General features: G+C 70.4%; 8 protein-coding genes. 3 read left to right on the top strand and 5 right to left on the bottom strand.

Going from position 1 to position 12,991, the window contains the following annotated elements; all coding sequences use genetic code 11:
• Nucleotides 1–8 precede the first annotated feature (8 nt).
• Nucleotides 9–2,300: a GH92 family glycosyl hydrolase gene (locus tag QHF84_RS01260; protein WP_281311278.1), complete on the bottom strand. Its 2,292-nt coding sequence runs from the start codon at nt 2,298–2,300 to the stop codon at nt 9–11.
• 129 nt (nt 2,301–2,429) lie between these two features.
• Here QHF84_RS01260 and QHF84_RS01255 point away from each other — a divergent pair, with 129 nt between their 5' ends.
• Genes QHF84_RS01255 through QHF84_RS01245 form a run of 3 tightly spaced genes read left to right on the top strand, consistent with a single transcriptional unit; the run spans nt 2,430 to nt 8,100 of the window.
• Nucleotides 2,430–4,007, top strand: coding sequence for a serine/threonine-protein kinase (locus tag QHF84_RS01255; protein ID WP_281311277.1), 1,578 nt, complete (start codon nt 2,430–2,432; stop codon nt 4,005–4,007).
• 12 nt (nt 4,008–4,019) lie between these two features.
• A complete protein-coding gene (locus tag QHF84_RS01250; RefSeq protein ID WP_281311276.1) occupies nt 4,020–6,893 on the top strand; it encodes a TonB-dependent receptor in 2,874 nt (957 codons plus the stop codon).
• Nucleotides 6,894–6,951: 58 nt separating this feature from the next.
• Nucleotides 6,952–8,100 (top strand): acyltransferase, encoded by a 1,149-nt coding sequence (locus tag QHF84_RS01245; RefSeq protein ID WP_281311275.1) that lies wholly within the window; start codon nt 6,952–6,954, stop codon nt 8,098–8,100.
• Nucleotides 8,101–8,105: 5 nt separating this feature from the next.
• Here QHF84_RS01245 and QHF84_RS01240 read toward each other — a convergent pair whose 3' ends face one another.
• From QHF84_RS01240 to QHF84_RS01225, 4 genes are all read right to left on the bottom strand, one after another.
• On the bottom strand, nt 8,106–9,092 hold the full coding sequence (locus QHF84_RS01240) for an NAD(P)H-quinone oxidoreductase (RefSeq protein WP_281311274.1): 987 nt from the start codon (nt 9,090–9,092) through the stop codon (nt 8,106–8,108).
• Nucleotides 9,093–9,144: 52 nt separating this feature from the next.
• Nucleotides 9,145–10,716, bottom strand: a complete 1,572-nt coding sequence (locus tag QHF84_RS01235; protein ID WP_281311273.1) for an ABC transporter substrate-binding protein — start codon at nt 10,714–10,716, stop codon at nt 9,145–9,147.
• A 47-nt stretch (nt 10,717–10,763) separates the two neighbouring features.
• On the bottom strand, nt 10,764–11,864 hold the full coding sequence (locus QHF84_RS01230; protein ID WP_281311272.1) for a hypothetical protein: 1,101 nt from the start codon (nt 11,862–11,864) through the stop codon (nt 10,764–10,766).
• Between the two features lie 97 nt (nt 11,865–11,961).
• A complete protein-coding gene (locus tag QHF84_RS01225; protein WP_281311271.1) occupies nt 11,962–12,990 on the bottom strand; it encodes a carboxypeptidase-like regulatory domain-containing protein in 1,029 nt (342 codons plus the stop codon).
• Nucleotide 12,991: the final 1 nt, after the last annotated feature.

Below are 12,991 nucleotides of genomic sequence, written 5' to 3'. Positions count from 1 at the left end.
ATGGGTTGTCAGGGCGTGGTGACGCCGAAGGGGCCGGGGGCGGGGCCCATCTCGAAATGGAGCGTGCCGCCCTGGGCGAGATCGCCGTGGAGGATTTCGGGTTTGTCGAGCGCGACGCCGTTCCAGGTGACGGCTTGCACGTAGATGTTCTGGGCCGAGACCGCGGGGGCTTCGACGACGATCGTGCCGCCTTTCACGGCGATCTCCAGGCGGGGGAAGAAGGGCGTGCCGAGGATGTACCGATCGGTGCCGGGGATCGGATAGAAGCCGGCGGCCGTGAAGAGGTACCAGCAGGAGAGGGTGCCGCCGTCGTCGTTGCCGGCGAGGCCGCTGGGCTTGTCCGTGTAATGGGCGTTCGCCACCCAGCGGACGTATTTCTGCGTGAGGTCCGCGCGGCCGACCTGCGCGAATCCATACGCCGCGTGGATGTCCGGCTCGTTGCCGTGCCAGTAGGCATTCCGCGGCGCCGCCGACGCGAAGTTGTCCTCGATGGGGCGCTCTTCGAGGTCGGCGACGGTTTCATCGAGGAAGCGCTGGAGCTTCTCCACGAACGGCGCTTGCCCGCCGAGCAGCTCGGCGATGCCGGGGATGTCGTGCTGCGCCCACAGGCTGTGCCAGCCGTTCGCCTCGGCGTAATGGTCCGAGATGGAGTACGGGTTGTACGGGTCCTCGACGAAATGGCCGGCCTCGTCCTTGGCGCGGATGAAGCCCGTCACGGGATCGAAGAGATTGCGGTGGTTGTTCGCGCGCTCCGTGAACATGGCCGCGTCGTCCGCCTTGCCGAGCGCCTTCGCGAAGAGGCCGAGCGCGAGGTCGTCGTGCGCGTATTCGAGCGTGTGCGAGGCCGAGCGGCCGATGCTCGCCGGCACGTAGCCGTACTCCATGTACGGCACGACGTTCCCGCGCCCGCCACGCCCGCCGGGCGGATCGACCGGATCGACGGCGGCCCGCCGCGCGATGGCGTAGGCGCCCTCGGCGTCGAAATCGGTCACGCCCTTGATGTAGCTGTCGGCGAGCACGACGTCGGCGCTCGCCCCGATCATCGTGCCCGCTTCGCCCGTGGCGATGGGCCATTTCGGGAAGAAGCCGGAGATCTCGGCCATCGCGTGGAGCGATCGGACCGTGTCGCGCGCGGCCTCGGGCGCGACGAGCGAATAAAACGGGGTCACCGTGCGGTAGGTGTCCCAGAGCGATTGATCGGTCAGGAAGGAAAAACCTTCCGCGGTGCGCTGCTCGCCGCCGTAGATGTAACTCCCGTCGACGTCGCTCGACGCGGTGGGCATGAGGAACGCGCGGTAGAGCGCTGAATAAAAGATGCGCCGCTCGGTCTCGGTGCCGCCCCAGAGCTTCATGCGGCCGAGGAGATCCCTCCACGCCGCGGCCGTCTTCGCCCGCGTGCCGTCGAAGTCCCAGTCCGGGATCTCGGCTTCGAGGTTTTTCGTGGCGTTCTCCAGCGAGACGAACGAGAGGCCGATCTTCAATTCGACGGCCGCGTCCGCGCCGAGGTCGAACGAGAGCGCGAAGCCGACCTTCGTGCCGCTGCCCGTCGTCCCCTCGGCGGGCGCGTCGCCGTTCGACCAGACCTCGGCCGCTTTCCAAGGCGCGCGCGTCCGGGCGTCGAAGAAGACGTCGTAGCCCCCGAAGCCGCCCGACATCCCGCCCACGTGATGCAGTTTGCCCCGGATACGTTGCGCCTCGGGCTCCAGCGTGAACTCGGCCTCGGTGACCTCACCCCCGCTCAGGTGATGGTCGAGATCGAAGACGACGTGCCCCTCCTTCGTGCCGGTCGGATACCCGTGACGGTGGTGCGCCGCGTGCCTCGTCGCCGTGAGCTCGCTCCGGATCGAGCCCCGATCGAGGGTGACCGCGTAATACCCGGGCGAGGCCGTCTCCGTGGCCTTGTCGAAGTGCGATTCGTAGCCGGGGGCCGTGAAGCGCGACGCTTCGAAGGCGTCGATCGGCATCACCCCGAGGACGCCGTAATCGGTCGCGCCCGTGCCGTGCAGGTGCAGGTGCGAAAAGGCCCGGACCTGATCGTCGCCGGCCCAGTAGCCCGAGTAATGCAAAAAATTGATGGTATCGTAGGGGCCGCGGGTATCGGGGCCGACCTTCGCGAGGCCGAACGGCGCGGCCGCGCCGGGGAAGGCGCTTCCATTCGCGAAGCCGAAGCCGCCGCTGCCGACACGCGGATCCGCGTAGACGAGCGGATCCTCGACGAGCTCCGCCTTCTCCGCAGGCACGTCCTGCGGTTCGAGGGTGCATCCCGTTCCGCCGAGGACGTTCGTCAGACCGAGCATCATGAGGAGGGGCGCGAGGGATCGAGCGAGGCGAGGCCGCATACGCGCGATGCGAACACGAAGGAGACGGGGCCGTCAACCCGAGCCTTGCGACGACGCGCGAGATCCCTTAGCGTGGATTTCGCGCTCGGCATGAATGACCTCATCGGCGGCCGATACCGGATCGAACGCAGGCTCGGCGCAGGCGGAATGGGGGCCGTGTACGAGGCCACCGATACGCAGGGCGGCGCGCGCGTCGCCGTGAAGGTCGTGACCGCGGAGGTCGCGCGGAACGAGGTGCTGCTCGGGCGCTTCGAGCGCGAGGTGCGCGCGGCGCGAGGCCTCGACACGCCGCACGTGGTGCGCGCGATCGACGCGGGGCGCGACGTCTACTCGGGCCTGCCGTTCCTCGTGATGGAGGTGCTCGAAGGCGAGGACGTGCGCGCGCTCTTCAAGCGGCTCGGCCCGATCCGCCCGGATCTCGCGGTGCGTATCGTGTCCCAGGCTTGCCGCGGGCTCGGCGTGGCCCACGCGCAGCGCATCGTGCACCGCGACGTCAAGCCGGCGAATTTGTTCCTCGCGCGTGGGCCGGGGCTCGGCGAGCGCACGGTCAAGATCCTGGATTTCGGCATCGCGAAGCTCGCCCCCGATCCCGAGAGCCTGGCCGAGGCCGGCGAGCTGACGAGCTTGACGCAGACCGGCAGCATGCTCGGATCGCCGCTTTACATGGCCCCGGAGCAGGCGCGCGGGCACAAGCAGATCGACGGGCGCGCCGATCTCTGGTCGCTCGGCGTGGTGCTCTACCAGGCCCTCACGGGCGTGACGCCGCACCAGGACAGCGGCGCGCTCGGTGATCTCATCATCTCGATTTGCACCGAGCCGGCCGAGCGCGTGGAGCGTCTCGCGCCGTGGGTGCCGCCCGAGGTGGCGGCGGTCGTGCATCGCGCCCTCGATCTCGATCCCACGCAGCGCTTCCAGAGCGCCGGCGAGATGCACGCGGCGCTCGCGGCGTTGCTCCCGCCCGGCGAGGCGAACGCCGCGATCCACGAGCGAATGCTGGTGCCGCTGCCGGAGCCGGAGCGGGCGCGGCTCTCGGTCGCGCCGCGCCCGCCGACCGGAGCGGCGACGCTCTCCGAGCCGCCTCCACGGCTCGGGGCTCCGCCCGGACAAGCCCCGGGGGCCTCGGCCGCAGGATCACACACGATGGCGGATCCTCCGACGCAACGCTGGTCGGGCGCGGCGCTCGGGATCTCGGCCGAGACGCCGGCGGCCATGCAGATCGGCGCGCCCTCGTCGGCGCCCACGGCGATCACGCAGGCGACGCCGCCGAAGCGCAGCTCGGGCGCACTCGTTTTCGTGGCCATGGCGGCGCTCGCGCTCGTCGTGGGCGGGAGCGTCGCGTTCGTGGGGCTGCGGTCGCCCGAGGGGACCGGACAAACCACGACGGGACAAACCCCGGCCGGACAAACCAATCCGGGACAGGCCGCGCCCGGCATTTCGCCCACGAATACGCCGGTCGCGGAGCCTGCGGCCACGACGGGGGCGGTCGAGACGGGGGCGGCCACGACGGGGGCGGTCGAGACGGGGGCGGCGGCCGCGCCGAGCGCCGCAACGGCCGCGCCGAGCGCGAGCGGCTCCTCCCGAGGTCTCGCGCCCTGGCCCCGCGCCTCGTCGCGTGGATCCGCAGCGCCGAAGCCCCCGGGCAAGAGCGACATTTACCTGGGCCGGTGACGCGTGTCGTTGATGAGGCCCTCTCGCGTCCTCGGACCCTTTCTCGCCGCCGCGCTCGTGCTCCTCGGCGCGGCGCGCGCCTCGGCCGACGGGCTCGCCGACGAGGCCGAGCTCCATTTCCAGCTCGGCGCCGCCGATTACCAGAAGGGCGAATACACCGGCGCGCTCCAGCATTTCTTGCTGTCGAACCGGCTCGTCCCGAACCGGCGCGTGGTCTTCAACATCGCGCGCTCGTTCGAGCAGCTCAGGCAATGGCCCGACGCGCACCGCTATTACGTCGACGCCCTCGCCGGGGAGACGGATCCCACGGCGATCGAGGCCTCGAAATCAGCGATCACGCGCCTCGCGCCGAACGTGGCGATCCTCGACGTCGTGACGGATCCGCCCGGCGCCACGATTTACATCGATCGAAAGGATCTCGGCTCGCGCGGCCACGCGCCGCGGCCGCTCGCGGTCAATGAAGGGAAATACCGCATCATCGCCGAGCTCCCGGGCTACGAGCCCAAGGCGAGCGAGGAGGTCGTGGCCAAGCGTGGGAGCGAGACGCGTGTCTCGCTTTCGCTCGTGCGTATCGTCGGCAAGGTGAAGGTGGCCGTGACGGGCGCGCAACGCGCGGCGGTGCGGGTCGACGAGGAGACGGGCCCGCCCGCGTGTTACGCGCCGTGCGAGCTCGCGCTCCCGCCCGGCAAGCACGAGCTTTATGTGTCGGCCGAGGGCGCCTCCGCGCCGGCGCGACCGGTGAATGTGGTGGCGCACGAGACGACGGAGGTGAACCTCACGTTGCGGCCGCCGGTGGGCGTCGTCGTCGTGGGGACGACGGAGCCGGGCGCGCTCGTGACCATCGACGGGCGCGCGGCCGGCTTTTCGCCCGCGGTGATCCGCGAGGTGCCCGCGGGCGCGCGGCAGGTGCGCGTGAGTTTGCCCGGGCACGCGCCCGTGGTGCGCGACATCGTGGTGCGGCAGGGCGAGCAGGTGGATCTCGGCACGCTCGACCTCGTCCCGCTGCGCGAAGTGACGGCGGCGTCGCGGTTCGCCGAGCGGATCGAGGACGCGCCGAGCTCGGTCACGGTGATCGATCGGCGCGAGCTCTCGGCGTTCGGGTATCCGACGATCGCGGAGGCGCTGCGCGGCGTGCGCGGCGTGGCCATGGCAAACGACAGGGCGTACGCGTCGGCCTCGATCCGCGCGATTGGCCAGCCAAACGATTATGGCAGCCGCGTGCTCGTGCTCTCGGACGGGCAGGCGCTCAACGACAATCTTTTGAACAGCTCGTACATCGGCTCCGACGGGCGGGGCGATCTGCACGACGTGGATCGCATCGAGATCGTGCGTGGCCCGGGCTCGTTGCTCTACGGCGCGGGCGCGTTTTCGGGCATCGTGAACCTCGTGACGCGCTCGCGCGAGGAGCCCACGGGCGTACACGTGGGCATCGGGAGCTACGACGGCGCGGTCTTGCGCGGGCGCGGCGGGTTTCACCTGCGGAAGGGGCAAGACAAGGGGATCTGGGCGAGCGGGTGGGGCGCGCAATCGGACGGCTTCGATCTGGAGGTGCCGATCACGGGCCAAACCGAGCCGTTCCGGGTGCGCGGGGTCGAGGCCTTCAAGGCGGGCGGCACGGCCGGGCGCGTGTACTTTGGTCCGGCGACGCTGCAATGGTTCGTCAACCACCGGACGCAGGCGACGCCGGTGGGCGCGTACGCGACGCAGGCGGGCAACCCGCGGACCTCGTTCGCGGATACGCGCATGATGGTGGAGGCGCGCTTCGAGCCGCGCCTGTCGCGCTCGCTGCAATTGCTCGTGCGCGCGCACGCGAACCGCTACACGTACGACGGGCTGTATGCGTTCGACGGGGAGCTCGACAACGTCGAGAGCTTCGCGGGGACGTGGATGGGCGGCGAGGCGCGGCTCGTGTATTCGCCGGGGCCACGGCTGCGCGTCACGGTGGGCGGCGAGGGGCAATGGCACCCCGAGGCGACGCTCCAGGGCCGCGAGGACGTCAATCGCGTGACCACGGTGCGATACCTGAATGAACGTCGGCCTTATCAGTTCGCCGCGGGGTATGCGCTCGCGGAGGGCGCGCCGCTCTCGTGGCTCCGGCTCTCCGGCGGCCTGCGTATCGACGTGTACAGCACGTTCGGCGCGGTGTTCGTGCCGCGGGCGGCGATCATCACGCGGCCCGTGAAAGGCGGCACCCTCAAGCTGATGGGCGGCCGCGCGTTCCGGGCCCCGAGCATTTACGAGCAGCTCTACAACGACAACGGCCAGTCCCAGGAAAAACCGACGAAAGCCCTCGACGCCGAGAAGATCTGGTCGGGCGAGATCGAGTACACGCAACGTTTCCTCGAAGACTGGGCGGCGCTCGTGGCCGTGCACGGGAGCCACATCGACGGTCTCATCTTCACGAAGCCCATTCCCGGACGAACGACGGTGGCGTACGCGAACAGCGAGACGGGCATGCTCGTGCTCGGCGCGGACGCCGAGATCCGGCGCGAATGGCGCAAAGGATGGATGCTCGCCGCGACGTACGGGTATCAACACGCGACGTACCTCGACGACACGCTCGACGATCCGCGCGTGCGCAACGTGCCGGAGCACCTCGCCGGCTTTCGTGGGGTGATTCCGGTCGTGCCCTCGATCGCGTCGCTCGGGCTGCGTATGACGCTCGAGGCGCCGCGCCTGCTCGTGGGCGGTGGCGCGACGGGGACCCAGGTCGTCGCGGATTTGACGGTGTCGGGCGAGGTGAAACCGTACGGAATCCGGTACGTCGTGGGGGTCTACAACATCGCCGACCGCCGCGTGCTCGTGCCCGTGACGGACACGTTCCAGAGCCGGACGATGCCCCAGAATGGTCGGACGTTCCTGGTGGATCTGGTTGGAACGTACTGATCCGGGCCCCGCGCGGGTGAATGTGCCCTCGACCGATGCAACGGAGAGTTCGAGGTCGATGGGCAGCCCCGATCCGACGTTTCAGGAGACTTCTCGCGGCTGGGCCGTCGTGCGCTGGATCCCGGCGATCGAGGCATTACGAGGCGTGGCCGCGCTGTCGGTGATCGTCGGCCACGCCATCGGGCAAGTCCATCCCACGGTCGAGGGCGCCGTAGTTTCGCCCGTGCAGGTGCTCTTTTCGTGGCTGGGATCGTGGGGCGTGGCCCTCTTCTTCGTGCTGAGCGGGTTCTGCATTCACCTGCCACAGGCCGCCGGCCTCGCGGCGCATGGCGAGCTCCGTTCGCCCGCGTGGGGCGGTTTTTATGCCCGCAGGTGCCGCAGGCTCCTGCCGACGCATTACGCGGCGCTCGTCCTCTCGGCGCTCGTGGGGCTGCGCTTCGAGGCGAACCTCGTGCATCCGCCGGCCGCGCCCACGTTCCTCGCCCACGTGTTCATGGTCCACACGTGGTGGGCGGTCGCATTCCACAGCATCAACGGCGTCCTGTGGACGATCGCCATCGAGTTTCATTTCTACTTCGCGTATCCCGTTTTCCTCGCGCTGCGCCGAAAGCTCGGACCGATGGGCACGACGGCGGCCCTGCTCGTCGTGGGGCTCGCCGTGTACGGTGCCGCGTCCGTGCTGCTCGCCGGCAGCGAGAGCCGGGGCGTCGGTCAGAACCTGTTCGTCGTGTACTGGTGGCAATGGGCGTTCGGCGCGGCGCTGGCAGAGATTTACGCCTCGGGCCGAGCGCCCTCGTGGGCGCCGCTCTTCACCACGCGCGCCGCGCCCTGGGTGTGGGGCATTTCGTCGCTCGCCCTCGCCTTCGCCGATATCGTCGTCCTTCGCCTGCACGTCCGGTACTGGCTCTTGCCGCTGTTCTGCGCGATGTTCCTGCTCTCCGTGGTCATCCGGCCGTGGAACCCCACCCCGCTCGGCGTCGCGCTCTCGCGGGCGGGCCTGATTTCCTATTCGCTGTACCTCATCCACCCCGTCGCATTGGCCCTCGGCGCAGAGGCAACGGCCGGGCTGCCAGGAATTGTCCGGATCCTGGTGCTCATCGTCCTGTCCGTGCTCTGCTCCGCCCTGTTTTTCCGGGTGTGCGAGGCGCCGTTCCTGCCGAAACGCGCAAAAGCGACGACCGCGGCGTCCGCGCTCTTCGTGTCGTGATCCGCTCAAACGCGGGCGTCGAGTAGGACCTTGCCGAACGACACGTTCGACGCGACGTACCGGTGCGCCTCGGCCGCCTCCGAGAGCGGAAAAACGCGATCGACCACCGGCCGCACGATGCCCCGCGAGAGCCACGGGCCCATCGTGCGATCGAGCCATTTCGCCGCCTCGATCTTTTCTTCGATCGGCCGCGATCGGAGCACCGTGCCGATGATCTCCAGCCGCTTCTGCAAAACCATGCCGAGCGGGACCTGCGCGCTCGCCCCCGCCGTCAGGCCCACGAGCACGATGCGGGCCTTTTTCGCGGCCGCGGCAATCGTCTCGGGCACGTAGGAGCCGCCCACGAGATCGAGCACGACGTCCACGCCGGCCCCGCCCGTGCGAGCGAGGACCTCGGCCGCGAACACGCCGCCCGGGGCGACGATGCCCTCGTCGAGGCCGAGATCGCGGCATCGATCGAGTTTGTCCGAGGTGCGGCTCGTGCCGATCACGAAGCAGCCGAGCGCGCGGGCGATCTGCACGCCCGCCGTGCCGACGCCGCTGCCCGCCGCATGCACGAGGACCCGCTCGCCGGGCACGAGGCGGCCACGCACGACGAGCGCGTCGAGCGCCGTGAGAAAGGCCTCCGGCACGGCCGCGGCGTCCTCGTCGGAGAGGGACGCGGGCGCCGGGACGACCTCGCGCTCGTGCGCGACGAGCTTGTCGGCATAGGCGCCGCCCGCGACGATGCCATAGACGCGCTCGCCGCCCGAATACCGCGTGACGCCGGGACCGACGGCTTCGACCGTGCCGACGTATTCGAGGCCGGGGATGTCGGCGGGGACGCCGGGCGGGGCAGGGTAGAAGCCGGCGCGCTGGAGGAGGTCGGCGCGATTGACGCCCGCGAGGTGGACGCGGATGCGGACGTGGCCGTAAGGCGGCTCGGGATCGGGCAGGTCGCGGAGCTCGAGGACCTCGGGTCCCCCGGGAGAACGAATGACGACGGCGCGCATGGGCCGCGTGTAAGCGGGCCGGGACGGGAACGCAAGCCGCGCGGGCGTCCGATCACGGGGGGTCTTTGAGCGTGACCGTCACGAACTGATCGTTCGACACGGCCCAGATCTCGATGCGACCCGGGGCCTCGCCCGTCGCGGGATCGAAATTGAGCGGACCGGACGTGCCGGCGAGGTTGATCGTGCCCCCCGCGGAGAGCGTGCTTTTTCCCTTGGGCCAGGCGGTCGAGGTGATCTCGATCGCGTCCCCCGCGGACAGGCGCCCCATGCCCTCGGCCACCTGCCGGCCGTCGTAGTCCGTCCCCTGGCGCGAGGCCCAGATGACCCCGTACGCGCCGACGTACGTGGCGTCGTACGCGTGCGCGGTGAACGAGAAATTGGCCGGATCCGTGTCGAACTGCGACTTCATGTTGGCGCGGAAGGTCTCGTAGATCTGACCCGAGGGGCTCGCGGGCGCGGTGCCCTGGGAGCCCGCGATCATTTGCTTCACCTCGGCGGAGAGATTGGGATCGAGCAGCTTCGTCGCGTCCTTGGCGCCGTCCGTGAAGAAGAACTTCCGCCCCGCGACCGGCTTGCCCACCATCGCCTTCAAGATCTCGACGGTTTGTCCTGCCTGAACCGTGACCACGAGGACGCCGGCGGGGTTGTACAGGTCGACGTCGCCCGCGAGCTTGGCGAGCGCCGCGGCATCCGAGAGCTTGGCCTCGTCGATCGGGAAGAGCTGGGATTTGTCGAGGCCGTAGGCCTCCCGGAAGACGGTCGCGAGGCCCTGGCCGTAGGCATCGCTGACGTAGGCCACGGCGACATTGCCGCCCGCGACGACGGGGTCGGGCGCGATCACGTCGTTCGCCATGACGACGCCCTGGCGCGTGTCGCTCGGGCAGGTGCGCCAGAAGAGCCCCGGCTCGTTCATCGCGAGGCGATCGTCGGCGTCCGTGAGCGCCGGGCTCGTCGCCGAGGGCGAGATGATCACCGTGGGATACTGCTTCTCCTTGAGACGCGCGATGAGCCTGAGCGAGTCCGAGGAGGAGAGGGGACCGACGATGTACGGGACGCCGAGCGTGCCCGCGAGGTAGTCGAGCGCGGCCTGGTTCAACGCGTCGCGCGCCTCGCCGGTCGCGGTGTTGTTCTCGCCGCCGTTGTCGCAGACGACGACGGCCATGCGCTGGCCGCGGTTGAGTTTGTCGCTGCCATTGATCTCGCGGACGGCGACGCGGACCGACTGCGTGAGGACCTCGTCCTTCGTCTCGCCGATCGAGAAGATGCTGCCGATGACGAGCGGCGCGTCGGGGCCGGCGAGGGGCAGGTCGGACAGGTCCGTCGGCTCGAAGATCGTGCTGCACTGCGGGTGCTTGGGGAACGCCGAGACGCAGACGCCGTCGACACACGCGCCGCCGCCGCCGATCTTGCGGCAATCGTGGCCCGTGGAGCAGGCGGGGGGATCGGTGCAGTACCCCTCGACGCACGTGCTGTTCGGGCCGATCGTGAGGACACACTCGTCGTCGCTCTTGCAGTCGTCCTGCGCGACGTTGCCGAGCGAGCATGCGCCGGAGGCGACGAGGGTCCCGCCGGCCACGAGCAAACCAAGGAGGATTCCGGTTCCCCGGAGAAGTCGTGCAAGCATGGGCAGGGGCCCGAGCGTACCATTGAAGGCCGCCGGACGGGGCGTCCCTAATGCAGGACCGCGTCCTCGCCGTCGTGGAGCTCGATGGCCGCGGCGCCGGGCAGGCGGCGCAAGGCGATGATCTCGCCGGGCGCGCAGCCGAGCGCCACGTCGGGGGAGCTCGACGTCAGGATCCACTGCACACGCGGCAAGGCGCGGCGGAGGCGCGGGACGAGGGTGCGCAGGCGATGCGCGGGCTGCTCGATCTCGACGTCGTCGATGAGGACGACGCCCTCGGCCTCGCGGGGATCCCGGTCGGGGAAGGCGGCGGCGAGCGAGCGCACGGCGTGCGCGCCGAAGGCGACGAGGTGGCGCAGGCTCCGAGGCAGGTCGTCGAACTCGATCAGGCGATCGTCGGCGTCGCGGAAGAGGGGTTCGAGGCGCACGGGATCGACGCCGACGAAGGCAACGCCGTCCTCTTCGAGCAGCGCGGCGAGGACGCCCATGAGCGCCGACTCCAGGCGGGCCGCGACGGCCGGCGCGTCGTCCGATTTGCGGGACAGGGCGGCCGTGATGCAGGCGAAGGAGAGGATCTGCTTGGTCTCGCGGGCGATGTCGGTGCGGCTCGCGTCGTCGAAGCTCGTGGAGGCGCGGACGTCGTAGCGGAGCAGGGTGCGCTCGGGCGTCGTGAGGAGCACGGGCGTTCGCGAGAACCAGCGGGCGCCCGAGAGGGAGACCAGGACGAACCCCCGCTCGCCCGCGCGGCGATCGAAGAGGGCCTGCTCACGGCGGCGAAGGAGCGCCTCGTCGTCGCGCTCGTCGAGGCGCGCGTTCGGGCTCGCAATGCAGAGCGGGTGCGGGCGGGCGGGGTCGTCGTCGCCGAGGAGCCAGTCCGCGACGACGAACGGGGGCGCGTCGGGGCGCGGTTCTCGCTGAATTTCGGGGCGGAGGGCGCCGGACGGCGACCCGGAGCCGCGAGCGTTCACGAGCTGCGCGACGGCGTGGCCCGGGCGGGTCGTGGCGATGGCGGAGAGCACCGCCGTCTTGCCCACGCCCTCGCCGCCGAAGACGACGCAGAGGCGCCGGGGGGAGCCATCCGCGTCGCAGAAGGGCAGCGTGATGTCGCCGAAGGGGCCGAGGCCGACGAGGCGGATGCGAGCAAGCAGCACGATGGCGTCGTTTGTACCACAAGGGCGCGGCCGAGGCGCGGCGCGCGCAGGCTTTCATGCAGGACATGCACGCGCGTGCGCGACGGATCGCGGCGCGTCAGAAATGGCCGAACGCCGAAGCGCCGACGCCGGACGGGCCGATCCACGGGACGAACCCCGTGGAAGGCGCAGGCGCGCCCTTCTTCGGCGCCGTCACGATGCCGAAGATCGCCGCGCCGATCCCCGCGGCGCCGACGACGCTGCCCGCCACGGTGAGCCCGAGCGAGCGGTTCCACCGCGCCTGCAGGGCTTGCGCTTCCGCGGGCGTGTAGCTCTCGTTGCACGCGTTGTTCGGGCAATCGCGGCGCACGGTCTTTTGCGCGTCGCCGAAGTCGAGCCCGAAGCCCACGGCCACGCCGGCCCCGACGAGCCCGACGCCGCCCGCGATCCACGCCCACACCGGGATCTGCCGGCCGCCTGCTTCCTCGCCCGGAGACTCCGCGTTGCCGAACGGATCCACGACGTCGCCGCCGGCCGACGCCGGGCGCAACGTGATGTCGACGGTGCGGGTTTGTCCAGCCGTGACCTGCACCTTCTCCGCCCGCTGGCCGAAGCCGGTGGCCGAGACGACGACGGTGTGCTCGCCGGGGTTGACCTTGTACGGGAGCGAGACGGCCGCCGGTGGGATGACCTCGGCGTCGACCTTCACGGCGATCTCGGCGCCGGAGGGCGGGCCGCTCACGTTGATCACGAGCGACGGGATCTTCGGCTCGAGGCTCTGCGCGAGGGCCTCGGCCTCGGTCATGGCCGTGGCGAAGGCGGCGTTGCCGGCCGAATTGTCGAAGCGCGTCACTTCGAGGGCGATCTCGCGCGCCTCGACGAGGTGACCCATGGCCTCGTGCACGCGGGCGAGATCGAGCCCGGTCGAGGGCACGCCCATGATCGCGTGCGCGCCCTGGCAATCCTTGAGCGCCTCGGGGAGCTTCTTCGCGGCGAGCTTTTCGCGACAATCGACGAGGAGCTGCCGCGCCGTCTGCTTGGCGGCGGCCGAGGGCTGTTTTCCCTGGGCCTCTGCCGCCCCGGAGAGCGAGAGGCCGAGCGCGACGATCGTCGCTGTGGCACCGAGTCGAGCTTGCGTGTGGCGCATG

The sequence above is a fragment of the Polyangium sp. y55x31 genome (assembly GCF_029946505.1).
Lineage (GTDB): Bacteria > Myxococcota_A > Polyangia > Polyangiales > Polyangiaceae > Polyangium.
This window is presented reverse-complemented; position numbering and strand designations above follow the sequence as displayed.